Source organism: Hanstruepera ponticola, from assembly GCF_002940745.1.
Classification (GTDB): Bacteria; Bacteroidota; Bacteroidia; order Flavobacteriales; family Flavobacteriaceae; genus Hanstruepera; species Hanstruepera ponticola.
In genome coordinates this window covers 1903679-1926591 of record NZ_POTB01000001.1, presented here as the reverse complement: position 1 = coordinate 1926591, position 22913 = coordinate 1903679, and the positions used below count along the sequence as shown (strand labels likewise).

The following is a 22913-nucleotide window of genomic DNA, read 5'->3' as shown; positions in this document are numbered from 1 at the left end:
AATACTAACGAGTTTAGTAAAGATTTCATATCTAAAAACAAAAAAGCCTTCTAAAATTTAGAAAGCTTTCTAGTATTATTCAAAATCAATAATTAAACAACTCCTTGTGCCAACATAGCATCAGCAACTTTTACAAAGCCAGCAACATTTGCACCTTTTACATAGTCAACATAACCGTCATCTTGTTTTCCATAAGTTACACAAGATTCGTGTATATCATTCATGATTTGATTCAATTTAGCATCAACCTCTTCGCGTGTCCAGTTTAAACGAAGTGAATTTTGACTCATTTCAAGTCCTGATGTAGCAACGCCTCCAGCATTTGATGCCTTTCCAGGAGAAAATAAAACTTTAGCCTTTTGGAAAGCTTCAATTGCATCTGGAGTAGTTGGCATATTAGCACCTTCTGCAACTGCTACAACATTATTATTGATTAACATTTTTGCTTCATCTCCATTTAATTCATTTTGAGTTGCACATGGTAAGGCAATATCACAATTAACAGACCATGGTCTCTCATTGGCATGGAATGTAGCCGTTGCATATTTATCAACATATTCACTAATTCTTCCTCTTTTTACATTTTTAAGCTCCATAATAAAAGCTAACTTATCTTCATCAATTCCGTCAGTGTCATGAATGTATCCTGAAGAATCAGACATAGTAACAACTTTACCTCCTAATTGAGTAGCTTTTTCACATGCATATTGTGCAACGTTACCAGAACCTGAAATAACCACTGTTTTTCCTTCAAATGAATCACCTTTTGTAGCCAACATATTTTTAGCAAAATACACACAACCATAACCAGTAGCTTCTGGTCTTATTAAAGATCCACCGTAAGACATTCCTTTACCTGTTAAAACACCAGTAAATTCATTTCGGAGTCTTTTATATTGACCAAACATGTAACCAATTTCTCTAGCTCCTACACCAATGTCACCAGCAGGAACATCAGTATTAGCTCCAATATGTCTGAACAATTCTGACATGAATGATTGACAAAAACGCATGACTTCATTATCACTCTTACCTTTTGGATCAAAGTCACTTCCTCCTTTTCCGCCTCCCATTGGTAAGGTTGTTAATGAGTTTTTAAATACTTGTTCAAAGCCTAAAAATTTTAAAATACTTAAGTTCACTGATGGGTGAAAACGCAAACCACCTTTATAAGGACCAATAGCCGAATTAAATTCTACTCTATACCCTCTATTAACTTGAGTTTTACCGTTATCATCAACCCAAGGAACTCTAAAAATTATAGTACGTTCTGGCTCTATCATTCTCTCAAGCAACATCTTATCTTGATATTTAGGGTTTGCCTCAATAAACGGAATTACCGTTTCAGCAACTTCGTGAACAGCTTGTAAAAATTCTGGTTCGTGACCATTTATTTTTTTTACAGTATCTAAAAAAGCATTGATTTTGTCCTTCATTTCTTTAGTTTTTAAGAAATATATATAATATTAAAATTTATGGGCACAAATATACATTATCTTTAAAAAAGAATTATCATTTTTTTATTTTTCATAATACATCTAGAAATAATAAATTATTCGTTAATTTGTTACATAAGCAACTGGATTTCAACAATAAATTTGGTAGATAAAGGCGTTTTTATATATTTGTTAACAGTTTGCTCTAAATTATTGAAATTTATACTATGTTCAATTTGAAACAATTAACCGTAGCTTTGGCCTTTATCGCTGGGTTACAATTTGGCTTTTCGCAGCTAGGGTTTTCTCATGAAATTGGTGCCATTGTTGGACCTGTTCAATTCAGATCAGATTTTGGAGTAAGAAATAGCGAAGAAACTAACCTAGGTAATTCAGGTTATGGTATTGGTCTTATTCACTATATTAATTTTGCTTACAGAGCAGATTGTAATTGTTATTCAACAGATACTTATTTTAATGACCATTTCAAATTGCGTAGCGAAATATCGTACAACTCAACCAAACTCGAGCATTTTGGTCAATGGCAAGAACCAAGAGCGGGTTACCAAGATGATGACCGTTTGAGAGGACACACTGGTGAGGCCAACAATTTTGATATTGGTATGCAACTAGAATATTTCCCAAAAAGTATTCGATCTTTTCAAGCATTTAGTTATCGTATAGCACCTTTTGTAAGTTTAGGAGCTCATTATACATCATACAATCCAAAAGCTTATACAACCTATGGTACACAGACTATTGCTGATCACACTAATTTCTGGAGTAAATGGGAACCTGGGTCGATCAATCCAGATTCAGGAAGTACTTGGTCTGTAGTAACCAGTATTGGAGCACGTTACAAGCTTACAAAACTATCTGATTTAATGCTGGATTTAAGATGGCAATATTATTTTAGTGACTGGATAGATGGTTTAAATCATCAATTAGATTCAAACAAGCATAATGATTGGTTAGTTTGGTTAAACTTTGGTTATATATATTATCTAGATTAATCACCATAAAAAAAGAAAGAAAAGCCAAGTTTAAAACTTGGCTTTTTTATTTTAAGACGTTTAGGTTATTTATCCGATGGCTTGTTTTAAATCGGCAATTAAATCTTCTTCATCCTCAATTCCTACACTCAAACGAATGAGTGAATCAACGACACCTGTTTTTTCACGTTCTTTTTTTGGAATACTGGCATGTGTCATACTCGCTGGATGTCCCGCTAAAGATTCAACTCCTCCTAAAGATTCAGCCAGAGTAAATACTTTTAATTTTTCAACAATTTTTATGGCTGCTTCATAATTATTGCCATTAGTTGTAAACGAAACCATTCCTCCAAACCCATTCATTTGTTCTTTGGCGACTTGATGGTTTGGATGATTTTCAAATCCTGGCCAGTATACTTTTTCAACTTTTGGATGGGAATTTAAGTATAATGCTACAGCCTGTCCGTTTTCGCAATGACGCTGCATACGAATATGTAATGTTTTAATACCTCTTAATACTAAAAAGCTATCCTGTGGGCCACAAACCGCACCACTAGCATTTTGAATGAAATACAGTCTTTCTGCCAGTTCTTTATCTTTAACTACTAAGGCTCCCATAATAACATCACTATGTCCTCCTAAATACTTTGTAGCTGAATGCATCACGATATCGGCTCCCAAATCTAGTGGTTGTTGTAAATAAGGAGTAGCAAACGTATTATCTACTGCCAATAATAAATTGTGCTTTTTAGCAATATCTGAACAGGCTTTAATATCTATGATATTCATCATAGGGTTTGTTGGTGTTTCAACCCAAATCAACTTGGTTTTTTCATTTATATAGTTTTCAATATTTGTTGCATTTTCCATACCTACAAAATGAAATATTATACCAAATTTCTTAAATATAGAAGTAAATAACCTGTATGATCCACCGTACAAATCATTAGTTGAAACTACTTCATCTCCTGGTTCTAATAACTTAATTACGGCATCAATAGCAGCTAGACCAGAACCAAAAGCCAACCCAAACTCACCGTTTTCAATACTAGCAAAAGCATTTTCCAGTGCCTGTCTCGTTGGGTTGTGTGTTCGTGAATACTCGAATCCCTTATGTCCTCCTGGCGTATTTTGTGCGTATGTTGATGTTTGATAAATTGGTGGCATCACAGAACCATAAGCAGGATCATGTTTTTGACCACCATGAATTGTTTTCGTATTGAATTTCATAAATAACTATTGTTTTCACAAAGTTATATTTTAATTGGTGTATTTAAATGCAATAATTACCTTTAGTATAAGATTAACAAGAAATATATTATGCGAAATTATTATTACATTCTGATTATAATAGTCTCAATGTTGCTGAGTTTATCTTGTACTGAAGATAAAACCAATATTACTTTTAAAGAGGTAAATATTACCACTGATGATAATATTCTTGTAGAAATATATGTTCCTAAAGCGATTGGAAATGATAATGTTTCTGAAAAAATAAACACAAAAATAGACGAAGTACTTATAACATCTTTATCCATTGGGGATTCAGAAACCGCAACTTCATCATCAGTGAAAGAAAGTGTTAGTCGGTTTAATAAAGAGTATAAAAACTTTAAAGCAGATTTTCCAGAAAGCCCTATGGTTTGGGAAGCACAAATAGATGGTGAGGTCACCTATCAATCTGATGCCATTATTTCATTGGCACTTACTAACTACCAAAATACGGGTGGCGCACATGGTAATGTTACTGTTACTTTTTTGAATTTTGATGCCAAAACTGGAAGTTTAATTTCGAACAACGATTTATTTTCAGATTTTACTGCTTTCGAAAATTTGGCAAAAGACCACTTTTTCAAAGAGATTTCTGGTAAAAAAGAAGATTATTTTGAGCCAGATAAATTTACACTACCTGCCAATATAGGTTTAAATGACGAAGGCTTAATACTGCTCTACAACACCTATGAAATTGCGCCTTATTCTTCAGGTATTACTGAAATACATATTCCATTTAGTGAAGTAAACGCCCTTTTAAATTACAAATAATTAAATAAATTTCCTGATGGCTAAAATAACACCCAAATGTATGCCTTCATGGTAACAATTAAAATCAATAGCCTCTTCAACATTTGTTAGCCTGCTTTTTGTAGTAACTGTGTATTCATTAAATTGTTGAAATGACTTATTTTTATAGTCTTCTTTTGTTTTTTCAATGGTTGAAAACAACAAGTTATGTATGGCATCAACTTCAGCCTGCGACAAGTCAGACTCTGGTTTAGTTCCTTTTTTAAATCGTTCAATCAAATCGTCAGAAATCATACAAGGTAACCCAGATAATCTATAAACTAATAGTTGTTGTGTAACTATGGTATGTGCAATGTTCCAAATAATATTATTGCTAAAACCTTTAGGGATTTTATTTAATTGCTCAAGCGAATAGTTTTCTAAAAATGATTCTAAAAGTTTTCTGTTCTTAATTGAAATATCAAAAGCCCAATCCATAATTTTAATTTTTGACTAAAATTAACCAAATTCTACTAAAATGAATTTACTTTGCATCATATTTCTTTAGCATGAAAAAAGTATATTATCTCAAAACTTGTAATACTTGTATTCGTATTTTAAAAGAACTTGACTTATCCTCTGAATTCGAGCTTCAGGACATAAAAACTGAACCCATAACTGTAAAGCAATTGGAACAAATGCAAAAACTTTCAGGAAGCTACGAATCCCTTTTTAGTAAGCGTGCCAAACTTTATAAGGAAATGGATTTAAAAAATACCGCACTATCAGAAGCTGACTTTAAACATTATATTCTTGAGCATTATACTTTTTTAAGTCGTCCGGTTATCATTATTGATGATCATATTTTTATTGGTAATTCTAGAAAAACTGTTGAACAGGTTAAAAATACTTTAAGTGGGAAATAACCGAATTTTTGCACTTTTTGCTGCCTTTATGGTTCAGGTTATTTACGGACTCACTTTTACTTTTGCCAATGATGTTATTGATGACGGACATATTAAGCCTTATGGTTTTATATTGCTACGAATAATTGGTGCAACAGCTTTATTTTGGCTATTGAGCTTGTTTACACCTATGGAAAAAGTTGACAGGAAGGATTATTTCAAATTCTTTATAGCTTCAATTTTTGGCATCGCCTTAAACATGCTTACTTTTTTTAAAGGCCTTGAGTTTACAACACCTATTCATGCATCAGTTATTATGACTGTGGTGCCAATTGTTGTTTTGGTGTTATCTGCTATATTTTTAAAAGAACGTATTACTAATTTAAAATTTACTGGAATTCTATTAGGATTTGCAGGTGCTATTATTTTAAGTATTTACGGAAAATCTACTCAAATAGGAGATAATATTTTATTGGGAAATACCTTGGTTTTTATAAACGCCGTTTCATACAGTATTTATTTGATTCTCATCAAAAAAATAACTGATAAATACCATCCGTTTACATTTATTCGTTGGTTGTTTTTATTTGGTTTAATTATGGTTATTCCGTTTGGATATGGCGAACTTTCAGAAGTAGTCTGGACTAATTTTTCACCTTATATTATATTTTCAGTTGTGTTTGTGATTTTAGGTGCAACCTTTGCCACATACTTATTAAATCCACTAGCTTTAAGGCAACTAAAAGCCTCAACCGTAAGCACGTTCTTATATATTCAGCCTGTAATTGCTGGTGTTTTTGCTATCATTATGGGAAGTGACACCATTAATTCCATTAAATTGATAGCAGCATCTCTAATCTTTACTGGAGTTTATTTGGTAACTAAAAAACCCAAATTAAAGGTTTAAATCTATTGGCCGTTTTTGGTACTTGCGTGTATCTGCTTTTGTGAGTATTTTAAAATCTTTAGATTTTGGGAAACGGCTTGCGCAAGCCATCAACTCATCATTTAAATGGGTTAACTTCCTGGTTTTAAAATTCATCCAGGCGCCAAGCATTTCGCAATGTGCTATATTCTTACCTCTTTCGTCATAAAAATTATGTTCTATACTAAAAAACATACCATCATCACTCAAACCAGTAACTTCCAATCCAACAGTTATTGGGTCTCCAATATGTGCCTCCTTAAAGTAATAAATGTGTTCATAAAACACAATAGGTGCTAGTTCATGTTTAGCTATTTCGTGAAGTGAAAATCCAAATTCTTCAAAAAAAGCCATTCGAGTATGGCTCATAAAATTCATATAAGACGCATTTGCCAAATGCATATTGGCATCTAAATCATTCCAGCGTATTTCAAATTGTTTAGTAAACATATCCAGTAATTATAAAAGAACAAAAATACAATTTATAACTAGGAACGTATTAAACCGTTTTCTGTTTTCAAAACCTACAGTTTTGGTTACCTTTGTATCACTTTAAACAAGCTTATGATACATTCAATGACAGGATATGGCAAATCTGTTTTACAGTTGCCAACCAAAAAAATAACTATTGAGATAAAATCACTGAATAGCAAAAATCTTGACTTGAATGCTAGAATGCCTTCAATTTACAGAGAAAAGGAATTAAGTCTGCGCAAATTAATTGGCAATCAATTAGAACGTGGAAAAATCGATTTCTCAATTTATGTTGAAATGACAGGTGAAGAAACCACAACACAGCTTAACAAACCTGTTGTTAATCAATACATAAAGCAATTGAAGGAGGTTGTTGATGGTGATAACATGGAGCTCCTAAAAATGGCTGTTAGATTTCCCGATGCACTTAATACAGAGCGTGATGATATTGATGATGATGAATGGAAAGCTATCTTGAATGAAATTGAAGCCGCATTACAACGTATTGAAAAATACCGCTTGGATGAAGGTAAAGTGCTTGAAAATGATTTCCGAAATCGTATTCAAAATATTGATGATTTATTAGAGCAAGTTATCGCTATGGATCCTGAACGTATTGAAGGTGTTCGTGAGCGCTTAAGGAAAGGGGTTGAAGAGCTTAAAGAAAAAGTTGATGAAAACCGCTTTGAACAAGAATTAGTGTTTTACATTGAAAAATTTGATATTACTGAAGAAAAAGTCCGCCTTAAAAATCATTTAGAGTACTTTATAAAATCCTTGGATTCTGCGGATTCTAATGGAAAAAAACTAGGTTTTATAGGCCAAGAAATTGGTAGGGAAATAAATACTATTGGATCTAAAAGCAACTATGCACCTATGCAAAAATTAGTTGTTCAAATGAAGGATGAGCTTGAAAAAATTAAGGAACAGTTATTGAATGTTTTGTAAGTATGAATAAAGGAAAACTCATCGTATTCTCAGCACCTTCAGGATCTGGAAAAACAACCATAGTTAGGCATTTATTGGAAATTGATGCCTTAAATCTGGAATTTTCAATTTCAGCCACATCCCGTGAAAAACGTGGTGAAGAAATTCATGCTAAAGACTACTATTTTTTATCAGCTAAAGAATTTAAAAATAAAATAAAAAACGATGAGTTTTTAGAGTGGGAAGAAGTGTATCGTGATAATTTTTACGGTACTTTAAAAACTGAAGTTGAGCGCATTTGGTCTCTTGGTAAACACGTGATTTTTGATATTGACGTGTCTGGCGGATTACGTATAAAGCGCAAATTCCCGGAACAAACTTTGGCTGTTTTTGTAAAGCCTCCTAGTATTGATGAATTAAAAATCAGGCTTAAAAAGCGTAAAACCGAAAGCGAGGACAAAATAAACATGCGTATTGCCAAAGCCTCTGCTGAATTGGCAACAGCTCCTTTATTTGACGTTGTTATTGAAAATGATAATTTAGAAAAAGCACTCAAAGAAGCCGAAACGCTTGTATCTGAATTTATAAATAGTTAGTGTTTATGAAGGTTGGTTTATACTTTGGAACATTTAATCCTATTCATGTTGGTCATTTAATTATTGCAAACCATCTGGCTGAAAATAGTGATTTAGACCAGATATGGTTGGTTGTCACGCCACAAAGTCCTTTTAAAAAGAAGCAATCCCTCTTGGATAATTACCAGCGTTTAGAAATGGTTTATCGTGCTACAAAAGATTATACCAATTTATATCCTAGTGATATTGAATTTAATCTACCGCAACCAAATTACACTATAAATACATTGGCCTATCTACAAGAAAAATATCTTGATAAAACTTTTTCACTAATTATGGGAGAGGATAATTTAAAGAGTTTTCATAAGTGGAAAAACTATCAACTCATTCTTGATAATCATGATATTTATGTCTATCCGAGAATTTCAGATGGAAAAATTGAAACACAATTTGATCAACATGAAAGAATACATCACGTACAGGCACCAATTATTCAATTATCATCTACATTTATTAGAAAAGCTATAAAAGCAGGTCAAAATATCAGACCCATGCTACCTGAGCATGTTTGGGAATATGTGGATGAGATGAATTTTTACAAATAAAAAAAGCCAACTTAAGAAAGTTGGCTTTTTTTTGTATTCAACGCTTTTATTTATCAAGTGCTGGAATTCGCAAAACCTGACCTGGATAAATTAAATCTGGATCTTTAAGCATAGGTTTATTAGCCTCAAAAATTACTGGGTATTTCATAGCATTACCATAATAATTTTTGGCAATTTTCCCCAAAGTATCTCCACTCACTACAGTATGAAATTGTGCTTCAGGCTCCTTATGTTCAACCGTCATTTGGTCATCAACTGTTGCTATGCCATTAGAATTACCAACAACCAAAACCACCTTTTCTTTTGTAGCTTGGTCATAGGCCATACCCTTTACAGTTGCTAAATCACCAGAAATATGGATGTCTAAATTTTCAACTTGTAATTGTAAATCGCTTATGGTTTCTTCAAGCCTGCCTGCTGCAGCTTCTTCTCTTTTCCTTTTTGCTTCAGCGGCATCTGCTGCTGCTTCGGCAGCTTCTTCAGCCGATGTTTTTCCTATTCCAAAAATTTTGGCTCCTGCATCTTTAATAAATGAAAATAATCCCATGATTGTTTATATGTTTTATGTTAATATTGGTAAAGTTCAAAAAATTCTTGTTTAAATCCTATTGCAAAAACTAATTAGTTTAACTCAAAAAAAAAGAAACTGCCTGTTACTAATTTCGCAGACAGTTCCTACCAACCAAAAATCTTAATCTAAACAATAGTTTGTTTTCAACCTTTATTTGAATTTAATCTTGTATGTATTTTGACACCATTCTTTACAAAAGGTCACATACTACTTTAAAAAAATTATACACGATTACTTTCACGAGGGTTTTCTTTACGTTCTGACTTAAACTTTCGTTTTTTAGCCTTACTTGATTGCTTACCCTCGGCATTTCTTAAATATTGTATATAGCCGCGTCCTGTAAATTCATAAATGGTACCAGAGGCTATGTGATACAGTTCTATTCTGGCATCATTAAGAACACTTAATTCAAAATGTTCATTTCCAAAATAATCATAATCCAAAGTCAAGGTTTTCAAATACATATTACCTGGAATATTACTCACGCCATAAATTCCTGTGTAATCCCAATATATATTATTTGGGTTTCCAACGTTCACATCTTGTGAACTTCTAAATTCTGAATCATTCCCGCCAGCTAAAAACTGTAAGTAGTTTTCATTATCAAATTCGTTTATAGTACCTGTTGGGCTTGTATATGTTTTTTCCCAAGCTTCATATTCTTGTAAGAAATAATGAATGTTATCATAAAACACAAAATCGTAATCAAAATTGGCACGTTGATAGCCTCTTAAAAAATAAGATGTATCATTATTTGGGTTATACAATTCAATGGTATTATTGTTTATTTGATACACATCAAAGGTTTGGTAACCATCAATAACATGATACACATCTAGAATCATATTATAGGCATCATAGCTTCCTACCTGAATACCATATCCATTTCCTTGGCTTCCTATTCCAACTAAATTGTTATTGGCGAATAAGTTTCCGTTTCTAAACGACACTGTAAACGCTATTTGTAAAAACGGCGTTTCACCATAACCTATGGTTTCATTTATATCTACATACCACAACTCATATGAGTTTAATAACTGATTCAATGAAATTGAAGGTGCTGGTTCTGGATTGTATCCATCAACAATTATCTCTTCAGTATAACAAGACGTAAATAGCGTTGCCGATACTGCAAATACTAAAAATAGTTTTAATGTCTTCATAAGGCTTTCATTTTAAAGATATTGTTTTAAGAGTTTCAAAACACGTGCCAAAATCAAAACGCTTCTATTGAACAAGAGTTTTTAAAGCGGCTTTTTTTATGTACTTTTGATTTGTAAAAACAAATTACAGTTTATGGACAAACCTTTAAAGTACGCGGTGTTTGGAGCAGGTAGTTGGGCAACAGCTATTGTAAAAATGTTATCGGAAAATTTAGAGGAAGTGGGTTGGTATATGCGAAGTGTTTATACCAAAGAGCACATTTTAAAAGAGTACCATAACCCAAGTTATTTGAGTTCGGTTGAATTTAAAGTTAATCAACTTAAATTAAGTAACGATATCAACGAAATGGCAAACTATGCCGATGTACTGATTTTTGTTATTCCGTCAGCTTTTATGCATGGAGAGCTAGAAAAGCTTACAGCAGATATTAGCGATAAAATTATAGTTTCGGCTGTAAAAGGCATTATTCCTGAATCTGGTTTATTAGTGGGTGAGCACTTTCATGATATTTATAATATTCCTTTCGAAAATATTGCAGTAATAGCTGGACCTTGTCATGCTGAAGAGGTGGCTTTAGAACGTTTATCGTATTTAACCATTTCTTGTGCTGATGCCGAAAAAGCACAAGCCATTGCTGATGCCTTATCTAGTGACTACATAAAAACCAAAATAAGCGATGACATTATTGGTACTGAATATGCCGTCATGCTAAAAAACATCTATGCTATTGCGGCAGGAATTGCTCATGGTTTAGGCTATGGCGACAACTTTCAGAGTGTGCTAATGAGTAATGCCATTCGTGAAATGAAGCGTTTTATAAAGAAAATGCATAAAATGAAACGTAACATTAACAATTCGGCTTACCTGGGAGATTTATTGGTAACGGGTTACTCGGTGTTTTCCAGAAACCGTATGTTTGGAAACATGATTGGTAAAGGCTATACCGTAAAAAGTGCCATGATGGAAATGAACATGGTTGCCGAAGGTTACTACGCTACAAAAAGTGCACATTTGCTTAATGAGAAAAACAAAAAGAAAACACGACTTCCTATTATTAATGCGGTTTACAGCATTTTATATGAAGGGAAAGATGCTAAAAAGGTATTCAAAAAGCTGACGGATAAATTAGATTAAAATATACTTCATGAAATGTTTTTCCATCCTTATTGTTTTTATAAGTCTATTTTCATATTCGCAGAAACGTGAATATAGTTTTGACTACTTACTAGAATATGAATTTACGTTTCACAAAGAAAATGTTGCAAGAGCAAAATATTACCTGACTAATTCTAAAGACAACAGCTATTTGGCAATTATAAAAGAGTCTGATAGCCTACATTTTGACCTTATATTTAAACATCATGATAAAGCTTATGCTAATGTTAAACTCCTAAAATCTGACTTTTACAAAGCTGAATTTATCAATATTGATTGTGAAAGTGTTGTTACTAACATTAAAAAATATAAAATTAAAGATATAGTAATTGAAACTCATAAAGACACTTTAATTAATAATGAAGCTTACTTTATTTTTAAAATGGAACTAAAAAATAAACCTACTAACCCTAAAAAGAGAATAGGATTAGTAACTAAATATTTTATTACAAACAAGAATTCTGTTTTTCACTTACCTGTATACGAAGATTTTCATGACTTTAATAGATGGACTCAACATAAAAAAATGCCTAATGGTATTTATAATCAACTGCTCCTAGTTGATTTATTTGATCAACCTCATGCCTCTGAAATATTACAATCTTTCCATAAAATAGACAAAAAGATTATAATATCAAATGGTTGTAATCATTAACATTAACCCATTTGACTTTCTCAAAAAAATAAACGAAACAACTACTTCACCAAAACACCTTTTTCCTGCATTAATGGTAAGGTTTGAAGAGCCTTTTTATTAATGGTGTTTTTTCTAAAAAGATACGTTTTATCAAACATGGTATTCCCGTCAAAAAAAGTGACTTTAAACTCGTTGTTAAGTCTTAAAACATCTTCTTGTAAGTATTCTATTTTAGCATAGCTGCGTGCTGGTAACATTTTAATAGTGTGACGCATAACAGGCGTAATTTTATCTTGGCTATAACCTTTTGTTACTATTAAAACGGTATCTAAATCTACATCTTTGTTATTAATAATATAGGCATTCCAGTCTTGCGTACGATGCTCTTTGTTAAACTCGTTTACTACAGCCACATAAACGTCTTTAACAACTGGAATTTGGATATCTTTTTTCATTACGTATTAAAGTGCCGACTTAAACTGCTCTAAAAAACGCACATCATTCTCACTTAACAATCGTATGTCTCCTATTTGATGCAATAGCATGGCAATACGGTCAATACCCATACCAAAAGCAAAACCAGAATAGGTTTTAGAATCTATTCCACAGTTCTCTAACACATTAGGGTCTACCATTCCGCAACCCATAATTTCTAACCAACCTGTTCCCTTTGTAATGCGGTAATCGGTTTCAGTTTCTAATCCCCAATACACATCTACTTCTGCACTTGGCTCTGTAAATGGGAAATACGATGGTCGCAAACGAATTTTACTCTTGCCAAACATTTCGGTAGTAAAATATTGAAGTGTTTGTTTTAGGTCTGCAAAACTTACGTCTTTATCTATGTACAAACCTTCTACTTGATGGAAAAAACAGTGCGAACGTGCTGAAATAGCTTCGTTTCTATACACGCGGCCAGGAGAAATAGTACGAATAGGTGGTTTGTTATTTTCCATATAACGCACTTGTACCGAACTGGTATGTGTACGCAACAGAATATCAGGGTTTGTTTGAATAAAAAACGTATCCTGCATATCACGTGCTGGATGATATTCTGGCAAGTTCAATGCTGTGAAATTATGCCAATCATCTTCAATTTCTGGACCCTCACTGACATTAAATCCAATACGTGAAAAGATATCAATAATCTGATTTTTAACTATCGAAATTGGATGTCTAGCACCAATTTCAATGGGCTCACCAGGTCTAGATAAGTCACCATAAATACCTTTGACTTCTTCCTTGCTTTCTAATTCTTCCTTTAAGGCATTTACTTTATCTTCTGCTGTTTTTTTTAGGGTATTAATAACTAGACCAAATTCCTTTTTTTGATCATTAGCTACATTTTTGAATTCCTTAAAATAATCATTAAGTAATCCTTTTTTACCTAAATATTTTATACGAAATGCCTCAACCTCTTCTTTAGATTGCGCACTAAATGCTTCGGCTTCAGCAATTAATTCTTTTAATTTATCTATCATGATATCCTAATAAGGGCTGCAAATTTAGTGTTTTTTGTGAGAAGCTGAAACAAGTTCAGCAATACAAGTAACTTAATTAATAAACTCGGCTTCAAGAAAATAGTTTACAATAGCCTCTTTCATAAGCACACTTTGTTCACCTGCCTTCAGATTTGGCAATTGTTCCTTTACTTTATAATGTGGCCATTTATCCTCATCAAAATAATCAAATTCATAATAGCCATAAGGCTCTAGAAGTCTGCAAATAGCAATATGCATGAGGTCTAGCTTATGGTCTTTTTTGAATTTTCTATCAAATTGTCCGAGTTCTTGAACACCTATTAAATAAATTATAGCATCAAGATCAAGCGTGTCTCCATCAGCAAATTGCTTGGATAATTTTTCAACTACCAACTCCCAACGTTGTTTTAATTCTTCGTCTCTTGACATAATAATTTTAAAAAAACAAAGTTACAAAGTAGATAGATAGCAATACTTTATATTTGCTGAAAATCTTCAACATATGGCTATTATAGATATCGTTTTAGTTGCTTTATTAGGATTCGGACTTATTCGAGGCTTTTTCAAAGGGTTTTTTGTTGAAGTGGCTTCGTTAGTTGCACTTATCGCAGGAATTTACGGTGCTATTCATTTTAGTTACTACGTAGCCGATTTATTGATAGAACATGTAGATTGGAGTGAGAAAACCATAAATATTACCGCTTTTGCTATTACTTTTATAATTATAGTATTGGTTATTGCTCTAGCTGGAAAAGCTCTAACAAAATTAGCCGATTTTGCTGCATTGGGTTTTCTAAATAAATTACTAGGTGGTGTTTTTGGTTTATTAAAAATAGGTTTGATTTTAAGTATATTACTTATCATTTTTGATAAAATGAACAATACCATCACCTTTGTTGATGAAGAACATACCCAAGATTCTGTCCTTTATGAATCTGTAAAATCTCTGGCTCCTATGTTATTCCCAACTATTATTAAAGCTGAAATGACTGAAAAAGAAGATTCTGAAACTCATACAGAATAAAAAAAGCCACTAAAAAAGTGACTTCTTTCATATTTGAAATTGAAATTATTTAAAGCATTTCTACTTTTCCTGTTGAAAGCATATAAACACCACCGACTATTTTAATATCACCCTGTTCTTCCATTTCTTTTAAAATTGGTGATTTTTCACGTATGCGATCCATAGTTAAACGTACATTATTTGCAACCGTTGCTGCAACAAAATCTTTATTTGAAGAATTCGCTTCACCTTCCACTTCTTCTGATGATTTATGAACAGCAGGCATAATATTATCTAACATAGCAGTAATGTTGCCCAATTCTACACCATCGCAAGCAGCTTTTACAGCTCCGCAACTCTCATGTCCTAAAACTAACACTAGTTTACTTCCTGCTACTTTACAGGAATATTCCATACTTCCTAAAATATCAATGTTTTCAAAATTTCCAGCTACTCGTGCTACAAAAACATCTCCAATTACTTGATCAAAAACGATCTCTACAGGAACTCTGGAATCTATACACGATAATATAACGGCTTTTGGAAATTGCCCACTAGTAGTTTGAGATACTAAAGCTTGATTATCTGCTGAATTTAAATTGTTTGAAACAAATCGGTTATTACCGTCTAATAAATCTTTTAAAACACCACTAGGTGTTAGTACATCTTGTGCTTTTTTGTCAATTGCATTTGAAATATGTGCCATATTTTTTGTTTTTAATTAATTGTGTCTTTTACATTTTCTTTTATCCAATTCAAGCAGTTTTTAAACTTTTTGAATATGTGTTCTTGTGGAATTAAATCTGGAATTATATCAATACGCTCCATCATATAACGCGGCTGTTTTAATAAGCCTACAAATAAAACTTGTATTTGTTTTTTGTTTAAATCCTGAAGCATATCCTCCATAGCATATAATCCGGATTGATCCATATATTGCATGCGATCTAATCTTAAAATAACCGTTTTGGCCGTATCTGGAATTTGAGCTGCCAAAGCTTGAAAATCACTAGTAGAGCCAAAAAACAGTGGTCCTTTTAAGTGTTTTATAAATACTTCTTCTTTGAGATTCTCTGGAAATTCTGATTCGTCTGCCCATGCTTCTTCTTTTAATGATTTTACATCAGAGCGTTCTGCCGTTAAATCACCTATTTTTTTCATAAACATAAGTGAGGCAAATACCAAACCAATTCCAACTGCATAAACCAAATTCCAGAATGTTGACAATACTAAAACAACAAGCATAATCACTACTTCTGAACTAAATTTGATAGGTCCAAATTTGATGTCTTTTGGCAAACTTGGAATAGCCTTTAACCCTCTATAATCCATTACACCAATACCAACGGTAATTAAAATACCTGCTAGAACTGCAGCTGGTATATTTGAGGCAAGATTTGGTAATCCAGGAATTAATAGAATACCTAACAACAATATACCAGCTATCATTCCTGATAATTTTGTTTTTCCTCCAGAATTAATATTCACAACTGTTCTTATGGTTGCTCCAGCTCCAGGGATACCACCAAAAAGTGCGGCTACAGAATTCCCAATACCCTGTCCTACTAATTCCTTATTAGGTTTATGTTTGGTTTTAGTCATATTATCTGCCACAACACTAGTTAAAAGCGAATCTATGGCGCCTAAAAGAGCTAAAGTAAGAGCTGTAAATATATAAGGTGTGATAGATTTTAGTTTAAAACTGGTAATAATATCCAAATTCGGAATGGGCAAACCATCTGGAATTTGTTCAATAGGTCTATAATCTAATGAAAATCCCATAGCAATACCCGACATAACAACTAGCGCTACTAAAGTACTTGGAACTGCTTTTGTTATTCGTTTAAAACCATAAATTATAATAATAGTTCCTAAAGCCAATAATAGTTCTAACCAGCTAATGTTTTGTAATGCTCTAGGAACAACCTTTAGAGCACCTAATGCTCCAGACGCTTCCTTTGCTGCTAAAGTTTGTGATTCTCTTAAAATATCTTCTTCAGAAATGAGTTGTGCACGGTCTATTGTTTCTTCAAAATCTTCAAGCACCAAAATACCTTCACCTGCTTCTTCACGCAAAATATTTTCTAAAATTAACTCTTCGGCTTGAGGTTTGAATTGCTGCACAAACTCCATATCTTCCTTTGGATAATATCCTAATGATGGTAGTACTTGAGTTAAAAGTATAATAACACCTATGGCTGTCATAAACCCAGAAACCACTGGGTATGGAATGTATCTTATATACTTACCAAGTCCAATGGCACCAAGTCCTATTTGCATAAGTCCAGCCAAGAGGAAAACCGTTAAGATTGCAGGAAGCGCTTTTTCTACATCACCATCATTTGTAGCAATAATTCCAGCAATAACAACCATACTAACAGCTGTCATTGGTGCCGTTGGGCCAGATATTTGCGTATTTGTTCCTCCAAAAAGTGCTGCGAAAAAACTAATAAATATAGCGCCATAAAGCCCAGCATCTGGTCCTAAACCGGAAGATACTCCGAAAGCTAGAGCAAGAGGCAAGGCAACAATACCAGCGGTAATTCCTCCAAATGCATCACCTCTTAAATTTGAAAATAAATTTTTCATAGTTTTTCGTCTTGCCCTAATTTACAGTTTTTTATTGTCATAAATCTAAAAAGCCAAGCATATTAGACTAAAATAAATTCGCATACTTTTTGTTCTTAATTATTAGATATCAAAAGAGATACATTAGTTTTTTTAATAAAACTCTTAATGTCAGATTGATTTAAACCTTCTTTTTGTTTTTCGTTTTTATAATCACCATCAATTAACAGTAAGTTTATTTTCTTTTTCAACAAATAGTTTGAAAAATTCTGAACGGTATTTTCGTTGCGTTCAAAAACATACTCTTCAGTTTTTAAATTTGGCGATAAAACGGTTTCTGTCAAGTCATTCCCTTTATTTACAAACTTGAATGATTTTAATGGACTTGTTGTGCAATCCAGTAGCTCTTTCGCAAATCTTATGTTAACAGGTATTTTGCCATCAAGCGCTGCTATTGATAATTCTTGATTTGGTTCAATTGTATTCTCATTACCAACTATCATAACGATTCCTTTATGTGTTTTTAACACAAAATCGGTAATGTTATCACCTATTAAACTAATCGATTTTGCGTTTCTTTTACCTAAAACAATGATATCTGGTTTATTTGCTTTAATGAATTCTTCTATTTCATTCTTAACATTACCAAATGTGTATTTATAACCTATTTGTTTGTTATGCTCTTTCAGTAAATGATTAGCATGACGTTCTATTCTTTTTTTAATTTTTAGGTTTTTTTCGTTAATTGTTCTAAAAGCCGACAACTGACTCTCTCGTTCAATAACATCAATAGGTTTCTTGACATGAAATAGTGTTATATCACCACCTACTATCTCGGCTAAACCGGCTGTACTTTTTAATACCTGATCGGTCGTTTCTTTTAAATCGGATAGCACTAAAATTTTATATTTATTTTGTTTCATGACTTTAGTTTTTAGAAGTTTTAGGCCTTAAACTAAAAAACTCAATAAAGCTTTCAGGGTTTTCCACAACTCCCCTTTCAGAAACTAATTGAATATCAATATTTCTTTCTTTAGTCTTAAATGCAAAGTCATCAAGTATTTCAATAATGTCATTATCTAAATACCTCGTCTTTCTCACATCAAGTTCTAAATACGTATCCATAGGCAAACTATCTAACTCCTTTAAAATAGCTCCTTTATTAAAGAATGTCACTTCTTCAGCAAGTGTCATTTTTATCTTATGTTTCCCGTTACTTTTATCTTCAATATGTAAGAAGTGTGAGTTTTGATAACTTTTAATCAAAATAACTACTATTCCTACGGCTAAACCAAGTCCAATTCCAACCAATAAATCTGTAAAAACAATACCCACAACAGTCACTGTAAAAGGAATAAACTGCTTCCATCCTAAATCATACATTTGTTTAAACAAAGCCGGTTTGGCTAACTTAAATCCGACAATAAATAAAACTGCTGCCAACACTGATAATGGAATCATGTTTAGCAATCTTGGAATTAGTATTATTGAAATTAGTAAAAAGAAACCGTGAATAATAGCAGATGCTTTTGTACGCCCACCAGATTGAATATTAGCAGAACTTCTAACAATTACTTGAGTAATAGGCAAACCACCAATAAGTCCTGAAATAATATTCCCAGTTCCTTGAGCCAGCAACTCTCTGTTAGTTGGTGTTACATTTTTATGAGGATCAAGTTTATCAGTTGCTTCAACACATAATAGCGTTTCTAAACTGGCTACCAGAGCAATTGTAAAGGCTACTATCCATACTTCTGGATTAGCAATAACTGCAAAGTTTGGGAAACTAAATTGCCCAATAAATGAATCTATACCTTCTGGAACTGGTACACTAACTAAATGGGATTGTTCTATTCTTAAAAATTCATTGGATTGTGTGATTACAAAGAAAATTATTCCGACAATAACGGCTACCAAAGGACCCTGTACTAATTTAAAAAATTTCCCTTTTTTGGAAAGGACTTTGTCCCAAAGTAAAAGTATTGCTAAACCAATTATTCCTATAAGTGCTGAACCAGGTGTAATATGATTTATGGCATTAATAATTTCAGAGAATGTTGTTTCACCATCAACCTGAAAAAAAGCAAAATCACCTTCTGGGTCGGCATCATAGCCAAAAAAGTGAGGTATTTGTTTTAGAATAATTATTATTCCGATACCTGTTAGCATACCTTTTATTACTGACGATGGAAAATAGTAACCAATAATACCTGCTTTTAGTATCCCAAAAATTAGTTGGATAATACCTCCTAAAACAACCGCTACTAAAAAGTTTTCATAACCACCTAACGTACCAATGGCTGTCAAAACAATTGCAGCCAATCCTGCTGCTGGACCACTAACACCAATTTTAGATCCACTTAAACTTCCCACTACAATACCACCTACAATACCAGCTATTAATCCTGAAAACAATGGTGCTCCACTAGCAAGAGCAATCCCTAAACACAACGGTAGGGCAACAAAAAATACGACTATACTCGCTGGTAAGTCATTCTTAATATATTTAAACATTTTATAACAAAGTTTTGATCAACCTTCAATAAAGATTGATTTAAATTAAAATTTAGTTTTGGGCAAAGCCCATGAAATCCTGAATTATAAAATGATTCGTTCAGGAGGGGGAGAAATTAAATTAAGGTGAGGTTTAGGATAATTTTTAAAATAATATCCTAAATTTTCTTTTGAGTCTTTAAATGATAAGTTTTCTATTCCTTTAAAACTATTATCAGGAAAAGGTAATTTTAAATTTTCGTTTTCTTCTTCGGTAACACTATAGAAAATAGATACATCAACTGAATTGTCAACTGCTATAATAATAGTTGGCGCTGTGATAAACGCCAAAAACAAAACAGAGAATAAAATTGCAATAGTTTTCTTACCCATAAAGTAAATCTGAAATAACAAATATAATACTTCAACTTGGTTATTTTGTTAAATAATCTTTAAAACCTATTTAACAATTTGATGTCTTCAGCCAATATCCAACCCATTTTACCATCTGTTAGTTTAATTTTTTTCCAGTTCTCAACTGTATCTAACACTTGTACTTTTGTCCCTTCATGAAGTCTAAACGCTTCTTCACTGCGCAAGTTAGGCTCACTTTTCACTTTAGTTTCTTGTGCAAAAACTATGGCTGGATTGTCTAATTTGTCTAGATTATACTTATGAAAAGCTGAAACTAAAGAGCCCGCCATAAGAAATAAGGAAGCAAACGCTAAACTAAATGAAAAGCGCTTTGTTTTTGTGCCTTCCGACATGATATAATTCATAAACATAGCAACAGCCAAGATCACAAAACATACTGAAAGAATAGCCCACATATCAAAACTTAAGGCACTTGAAACGTTATTCAAAACTTTAGACATACCTACTTCAGGAATAACATCTATGGCATCTAAAGTCATGTTTTTTGCAAAGTTCAGGTTGTTTATTATTTCAGTATCATTTGGTTTTAATTGTAATGCCTTTTCATAATAATAAATGCTAGGAGCAATATTGTTTAGCTTATAATGCGCATTACCTAAATTAAAATATAATTCAGCAGAATGTACTTCCGTCTCTAAAATAGCTTGGTATTTGTTAATGGCATCCTCATACTTCCCATCGTTATATAATGCATTACCTTGCTCAAATAACGTCATGTTTTGAGAAAAGCCTAAACCACTTAAAAGAAAAACTGCTATATATAAAACTTGTTTCATAACCACTATCTGATTTCTTTATCTATAACTGTTATTGTTTTGGCCGCTAAATCATAATCCTTTTGCATTTCTACTTGATCAATTGGTGTGTACCTAGCTAATTCACAATGTTCTAAAATGGCGATAAAGTCTTTTATTGTATGGTCATCTACACCTCTATCATTTAATAAATTCGATATTTTTTCTTTTGTAAATTCGCTAGTCTCAATATGTAATTTCGCTTTGAGATAGTTGTGTAAGGCCTTTTCCAAAGCGATGTAAAAGGCTTCTTTATTGCCCAATACTTTCTTGGCTTCACCTAAATACTTTTTAGCTAGTTTATCAGCTTTTCTTATTTTATTTCCAAAGACATCTGCTTGTCTTTTTTCCTTTTGCTGTTTAAATACAAGTACCAGTGGAATGGCTAAAAACGGTAATATCATAGCCGACCAAAAAGCTATTGATTTAAAGAAATGTGTTGGTTTAATAGAAGTAAATTTGGTATTAGTTTTTACAAAAGCGAACTGATTGTCGTTTAAAACTACACGTTGCTTATTACCATTTACCGAAGTAATATCTTGAGCGCTATTGGTTGTTGGTCCTTCTAAAACATCAATAACCATTTCATTAGAATTGATGGTTTTATATGATTGAGACCTTAAATCAAAATAAGAAAACGAGATACTCGGTATTGGATATTTACCTCTGTACTGCGGTACAACCGTGTAACTATCAGATATAGATCCAGACATACCATCTAAATTTGTTCTCACATTTTCAGCATGCTCAGGTTCGTAAACCTCTAAAGAACTAGGTAAATTTAATTTTGGCAATTCAAAAAGTTTTAAGTTTCCAGTTCCTGAAACCTCAACTTTTGCTTGTAACGATTCTGAAGCGTTAAGCTCATATTTTGATGTTGTGACCTTAAAATTAAAATCGCCAACAGCACCTGTAAAATCAGAAGGTTTTCCACGTTCAGGTAATGGCTTGACGTTTATAGTTCGTTTTCCAGCTGAAACCGTTTTATGAACCTGATTCATAAGTCGTGTTCCAAAAATATCTCGTCTATTGGTTGGAACATCAACAGTTATATCTAAACTTAAAGGTTCTATTTCCAATTCTCCCGTTTTTTGTGGGTATAGAACTGTTTTTCTTAAAACAACATATCGGTAATCTTCGCCTTTATAGGTTCCGTTTAGAACTTTTAGTCCTTTGATATCTATATTTTGACTCCAAAAATCACTGTATTTGGGATTGTCAATTTCACGCCAATTACTAACACCTGTATTTGGCGAAACGTATAGCTTATAAACCACTGTTATGGCTTCGTTTAAATACGGGTTGGTTTTAGAGACTTCGGCAACCAAATGAATATTTTCAGAAGCGATATAGTCGGCATTATTACCATCTTTTGGTGTTTCAACAGCCGATGTAACCATTATTTGAACAGGTGTCGTTTTGTATATTTCACCATCAATTTCAATAGTGGCTTGATTAATGGTAAAGGTTCCTTGACGTTTGGGTGCCAAAAAATAACTGTATGTTTTGGAATACGAACGTTTTCCGTTTATCCATGAATTACTTACTGCTTGATTTGGTCCACCAACTACCATAAAATTGGCAAAATCTGGAGGATTAAAATTATCACCATCCTGATTCATTTCGAAATCAACACGTAAGCGTTCGTTTATACCTAGTTTCTTTTTGCTAACCTTGGCTTCAAACGTTACTTGTGCACTTACCACAGTTGCGGCAAGTAATAACATAAGTATTTGAAATTGTTTTAATAGTTTCATAATTCTAAATCAAAA

At 32.7% G+C, this 22913-nt stretch carries 26 protein-coding genes; 10 read left to right on the top strand and 16 right to left on the bottom strand.

The annotated features are described in order from the left end of the window. Nucleotides 1–92: 92 nt before the first annotated feature. Nucleotides 93–1436, bottom strand: a complete 1344-nt coding sequence (gdhA, locus tag C1S72_RS08810; RefSeq protein WP_104735243.1) for an NADP-specific glutamate dehydrogenase — start codon at nt 1434–1436, stop codon at nt 93–95. Between the two features lie 227 nt (nt 1437–1663). On the opposite strand from gdhA, the gene C1S72_RS08805 reads away from it, so the two are divergent. Next, complete coding sequence (locus C1S72_RS08805; RefSeq protein ID WP_104735242.1) at nt 1664–2449, top strand: THC0290_0291 family protein; 786 nt, start codon at nt 1664–1666, stop codon at nt 2447–2449. A gap of 69 nt (nt 2450–2518) precedes the next feature. Here C1S72_RS08805 and C1S72_RS08800 read toward each other — a convergent pair whose 3' ends face one another. Beyond that, nucleotides 2519–3658, bottom strand: coding sequence for a cystathionine gamma-synthase (locus C1S72_RS08800; protein WP_104735241.1), 1140 nt, complete (start codon nt 3656–3658; stop codon nt 2519–2521). 129 nt (nt 3659–3787) lie between these two features. Here C1S72_RS08800 and C1S72_RS08795 point away from each other — a divergent pair, with 129 nt between their 5' ends. Further along, nucleotides 3788–4471: a DUF3298 and DUF4163 domain-containing protein gene (locus C1S72_RS08795; protein WP_230401604.1), complete on the top strand. Its 684-nt coding sequence runs from the start codon at nt 3788–3790 to the stop codon at nt 4469–4471. Here C1S72_RS08795 and C1S72_RS08790 read toward each other — a convergent pair whose 3' ends face one another. After that, a complete protein-coding gene (locus C1S72_RS08790) occupies nt 4472–4927 on the bottom strand; it encodes a DinB family protein (RefSeq protein WP_104735239.1) in 456 nt (151 codons plus the stop codon). It lies immediately after the preceding gene. A gap of 71 nt (nt 4928–4998) precedes the next feature. Here C1S72_RS08790 and C1S72_RS08785 point away from each other — a divergent pair, with 71 nt between their 5' ends. Next, nucleotides 4999–5355: an arsenate reductase family protein gene (locus C1S72_RS08785; protein WP_104735238.1), complete on the top strand. Its 357-nt coding sequence runs from the start codon at nt 4999–5001 to the stop codon at nt 5353–5355. Next, nucleotides 5345–6241, top strand: a complete 897-nt coding sequence (locus tag C1S72_RS08780) for a DMT family transporter (RefSeq protein WP_104735237.1) — start codon at nt 5345–5347, stop codon at nt 6239–6241. Before C1S72_RS08785 ends, C1S72_RS08780 begins: the two co-directional genes overlap by 11 nt. Here the strand turns inward: C1S72_RS08780 and C1S72_RS08775 are convergent. Next, on the bottom strand, nt 6230–6709 hold the full coding sequence (locus C1S72_RS08775; RefSeq protein WP_104735236.1) for an acyl-CoA thioesterase: 480 nt from the start codon (nt 6707–6709) through the stop codon (nt 6230–6232). The two genes, C1S72_RS08780 and C1S72_RS08775, sit on opposite strands and share 12 nt — an antisense overlap. A gap of 114 nt (nt 6710–6823) precedes the next feature. On the opposite strand from C1S72_RS08775, the gene C1S72_RS08770 reads away from it, so the two are divergent. From C1S72_RS08770 to nadD, 3 genes are read left to right on the top strand one after another with little or no spacing between them, the layout of a single operon-like run. After that, entirely contained in the window at nt 6824–7681 is an 858-nt protein-coding gene (locus C1S72_RS08770; protein ID WP_104735235.1) for a YicC/YloC family endoribonuclease, read from the top strand. 2 nt (nt 7682–7683) lie between these two features. Next, the gene (gmk, locus tag C1S72_RS08765; RefSeq protein ID WP_104735234.1) at nt 7684–8256 is read left to right on the top strand and encodes a guanylate kinase; all 573 of its coding nucleotides are present in this window, start codon (nt 7684–7686) and stop codon (nt 8254–8256) included. 5 nt (nt 8257–8261) lie between these two features. Continuing rightward, nucleotides 8262–8840: a nicotinate (nicotinamide) nucleotide adenylyltransferase gene (gene nadD / locus C1S72_RS08760; RefSeq protein ID WP_104735233.1), complete on the top strand. Its 579-nt coding sequence runs from the start codon at nt 8262–8264 to the stop codon at nt 8838–8840. A gap of 46 nt (nt 8841–8886) precedes the next feature. On the opposite strand, the gene lysM is transcribed toward nadD, so the two are convergent. Both lysM and C1S72_RS08750 read right to left on the bottom strand, forming a co-directional pair. Then, nucleotides 8887–9387: a peptidoglycan-binding protein LysM gene (gene lysM / locus C1S72_RS08755; RefSeq protein WP_104735232.1), complete on the bottom strand. Its 501-nt coding sequence runs from the start codon at nt 9385–9387 to the stop codon at nt 8887–8889. A gap of 245 nt (nt 9388–9632) precedes the next feature. Further along, nucleotides 9633–10574 (bottom strand): nicotinic acid mononucleotide adenyltransferase, encoded by a 942-nt coding sequence (locus C1S72_RS08750; protein WP_104735231.1) that lies wholly within the window; start codon nt 10572–10574, stop codon nt 9633–9635. 133 nt (nt 10575–10707) lie between these two features. On the opposite strand from C1S72_RS08750, the gene C1S72_RS08745 reads away from it, so the two are divergent. After that, on the top strand, nt 10708–11709 hold the full coding sequence (locus C1S72_RS08745; protein WP_104735230.1) for an NAD(P)H-dependent glycerol-3-phosphate dehydrogenase: 1002 nt from the start codon (nt 10708–10710) through the stop codon (nt 11707–11709). A 10-nt stretch (nt 11710–11719) separates the two neighbouring features. After that, nucleotides 11720–12385 (top strand): hypothetical protein, encoded by a 666-nt coding sequence (locus tag C1S72_RS08740; protein WP_104735229.1) that lies wholly within the window; start codon nt 11720–11722, stop codon nt 12383–12385. 41 nt (nt 12386–12426) lie between these two features. Here C1S72_RS08740 and C1S72_RS08735 read toward each other — a convergent pair whose 3' ends face one another. From C1S72_RS08735 to C1S72_RS08725, 3 genes are all read right to left on the bottom strand, one after another. Next, complete coding sequence (locus C1S72_RS08735) at nt 12427–12822, bottom strand: hypothetical protein (protein ID WP_104735228.1); 396 nt, start codon at nt 12820–12822, stop codon at nt 12427–12429. Between the two features lie 6 nt (nt 12823–12828). After that, nucleotides 12829–13848 (bottom strand): phenylalanine--tRNA ligase subunit alpha, encoded by a 1020-nt coding sequence (gene pheS / locus C1S72_RS08730; RefSeq protein WP_104735227.1) that lies wholly within the window; start codon nt 13846–13848, stop codon nt 12829–12831. A gap of 72 nt (nt 13849–13920) precedes the next feature. Then, a complete protein-coding gene (locus C1S72_RS08725; protein ID WP_104735226.1) occupies nt 13921–14277 on the bottom strand; it encodes a hypothetical protein in 357 nt (118 codons plus the stop codon). A 73-nt stretch (nt 14278–14350) separates the two neighbouring features. Between C1S72_RS08725 and C1S72_RS08720 the strand changes: the two genes are divergently transcribed. Then, on the top strand, nt 14351–14872 hold the full coding sequence (locus C1S72_RS08720) for a CvpA family protein (protein WP_104735225.1): 522 nt from the start codon (nt 14351–14353) through the stop codon (nt 14870–14872). Nucleotides 14873–14921: 49 nt separating this feature from the next. Here the strand turns inward: C1S72_RS08720 and C1S72_RS08715 are convergent, their stop codons facing one another. The 7 genes from C1S72_RS08715 to C1S72_RS08685 all read right to left on the bottom strand — a co-directional run bounded on the left by C1S72_RS08715 (nt 14922) and on the right by C1S72_RS08685 (nt 22898). Then, the gene (locus C1S72_RS08715; RefSeq protein WP_104735224.1) at nt 14922–15557 is read right to left on the bottom strand and encodes a carbonic anhydrase family protein; all 636 of its coding nucleotides are present in this window, start codon (nt 15555–15557) and stop codon (nt 14922–14924) included. An 11-nt stretch (nt 15558–15568) separates the two neighbouring features. After that, a complete protein-coding gene (locus C1S72_RS08710; RefSeq protein ID WP_104735223.1) occupies nt 15569–17440 on the bottom strand; it encodes a SulP family inorganic anion transporter in 1872 nt (623 codons plus the stop codon). A gap of 95 nt (nt 17441–17535) precedes the next feature. Continuing rightward, on the bottom strand, nt 17536–18342 hold the full coding sequence (locus tag C1S72_RS08705) for a universal stress protein (RefSeq protein WP_104735222.1): 807 nt from the start codon (nt 18340–18342) through the stop codon (nt 17536–17538). A gap of 4 nt (nt 18343–18346) precedes the next feature. Beyond that, the gene (locus C1S72_RS08700; protein ID WP_104735221.1) at nt 18347–19933 is read right to left on the bottom strand and encodes a SulP family inorganic anion transporter; all 1587 of its coding nucleotides are present in this window, start codon (nt 19931–19933) and stop codon (nt 18347–18349) included. A gap of 84 nt (nt 19934–20017) precedes the next feature. Continuing rightward, entirely contained in the window at nt 20018–20305 is a 288-nt protein-coding gene (locus C1S72_RS08695; protein WP_104735220.1) for a hypothetical protein, read from the bottom strand. Between the two features lie 59 nt (nt 20306–20364). Next, nucleotides 20365–21123 (bottom strand): tetratricopeptide repeat protein, encoded by a 759-nt coding sequence (locus C1S72_RS08690; protein WP_104735219.1) that lies wholly within the window; start codon nt 21121–21123, stop codon nt 20365–20367. Nucleotides 21124–21128: 5 nt separating this feature from the next. Beyond that, nucleotides 21129–22898 (bottom strand): BatD family protein, encoded by a 1770-nt coding sequence (locus C1S72_RS08685; RefSeq protein ID WP_104735218.1) that lies wholly within the window; start codon nt 22896–22898, stop codon nt 21129–21131. Between the last annotated feature and the right edge of the window lie 15 nt (nt 22899–22913).

What these genes read in the sequence shown, in the direction of transcription:
- gdhA (WP_104735243.1), bottom strand. Translation starts at nt 1,436, where the DNA reads ATGAAGGACAAAATCAATGCTTTTTTAGATACTGTAAAAAAAATAAAT.
- C1S72_RS08805 (WP_104735242.1), top strand. Translation starts at nt 1,664, where the DNA reads ATGTTCAATTTGAAACAATTAACCGTAGCTTTGGCCTTTATCGCTGGG.
- C1S72_RS08800 (WP_104735241.1), bottom strand. Translation starts at nt 3,658, where the DNA reads ATGAAATTCAATACGAAAACAATTCATGGTGGTCAAAAACATGATCCT.
- C1S72_RS08795 (WP_230401604.1), top strand. Translation starts at nt 3,788, where the DNA reads ATGTTGCTGAGTTTATCTTGTACTGAAGATAAAACCAATATTACTTTT.
- C1S72_RS08790 (WP_104735239.1), bottom strand. Translation starts at nt 4,927, where the DNA reads ATGGATTGGGCTTTTGATATTTCAATTAAGAACAGAAAACTTTTAGAA.
- C1S72_RS08785 (WP_104735238.1), top strand. Translation starts at nt 4,999, where the DNA reads ATGAAAAAAGTATATTATCTCAAAACTTGTAATACTTGTATTCGTATT.
- C1S72_RS08775 (WP_104735236.1), bottom strand. Translation starts at nt 6,709, where the DNA reads ATGTTTACTAAACAATTTGAAATACGCTGGAATGATTTAGATGCCAAT.
- C1S72_RS08770 (WP_104735235.1), top strand. Translation starts at nt 6,824, where the DNA reads ATGATACATTCAATGACAGGATATGGCAAATCTGTTTTACAGTTGCCA.
- gmk (WP_104735234.1), top strand. Translation starts at nt 7,684, where the DNA reads ATGAATAAAGGAAAACTCATCGTATTCTCAGCACCTTCAGGATCTGGA.
- nadD (WP_104735233.1), top strand. Translation starts at nt 8,262, where the DNA reads ATGAAGGTTGGTTTATACTTTGGAACATTTAATCCTATTCATGTTGGT.
- lysM (WP_104735232.1), bottom strand. Translation starts at nt 9,387, where the DNA reads ATGGGATTATTTTCATTTATTAAAGATGCAGGAGCCAAAATTTTTGGA.
- C1S72_RS08750 (WP_104735231.1), bottom strand. Translation starts at nt 10,574, where the DNA reads ATGAAGACATTAAAACTATTTTTAGTATTTGCAGTATCGGCAACGCTA.
- C1S72_RS08745 (WP_104735230.1), top strand. Translation starts at nt 10,708, where the DNA reads ATGGACAAACCTTTAAAGTACGCGGTGTTTGGAGCAGGTAGTTGGGCA.
- C1S72_RS08740 (WP_104735229.1), top strand. Translation starts at nt 11,720, where the DNA reads ATGAAATGTTTTTCCATCCTTATTGTTTTTATAAGTCTATTTTCATAT.
- C1S72_RS08735 (WP_104735228.1), bottom strand. Translation starts at nt 12,822, where the DNA reads ATGAAAAAAGATATCCAAATTCCAGTTGTTAAAGACGTTTATGTGGCT.
- pheS (WP_104735227.1), bottom strand. Translation starts at nt 13,848, where the DNA reads ATGATAGATAAATTAAAAGAATTAATTGCTGAAGCCGAAGCATTTAGT.
- C1S72_RS08725 (WP_104735226.1), bottom strand. Translation starts at nt 14,277, where the DNA reads ATGTCAAGAGACGAAGAATTAAAACAACGTTGGGAGTTGGTAGTTGAA.
- C1S72_RS08720 (WP_104735225.1), top strand. Translation starts at nt 14,351, where the DNA reads ATGGCTATTATAGATATCGTTTTAGTTGCTTTATTAGGATTCGGACTT.
- C1S72_RS08715 (WP_104735224.1), bottom strand. Translation starts at nt 15,557, where the DNA reads ATGGCACATATTTCAAATGCAATTGACAAAAAAGCACAAGATGTACTA.
- C1S72_RS08710 (WP_104735223.1), bottom strand. Translation starts at nt 17,440, where the DNA reads ATGAAAAATTTATTTTCAAATTTAAGAGGTGATGCATTTGGAGGAATT.
- C1S72_RS08705 (WP_104735222.1), bottom strand. Translation starts at nt 18,342, where the DNA reads ATGAAACAAAATAAATATAAAATTTTAGTGCTATCCGATTTAAAAGAA.
- C1S72_RS08700 (WP_104735221.1), bottom strand. Translation starts at nt 19,933, where the DNA reads ATGTTTAAATATATTAAGAATGACTTACCAGCGAGTATAGTCGTATTT.
- C1S72_RS08695 (WP_104735220.1), bottom strand. Translation starts at nt 20,305, where the DNA reads ATGGGTAAGAAAACTATTGCAATTTTATTCTCTGTTTTGTTTTTGGCG.
- C1S72_RS08690 (WP_104735219.1), bottom strand. Translation starts at nt 21,123, where the DNA reads ATGAAACAAGTTTTATATATAGCAGTTTTTCTTTTAAGTGGTTTAGGC.
- C1S72_RS08685 (WP_104735218.1), bottom strand. Translation starts at nt 22,898, where the DNA reads ATGAAACTATTAAAACAATTTCAAATACTTATGTTATTACTTGCCGCA.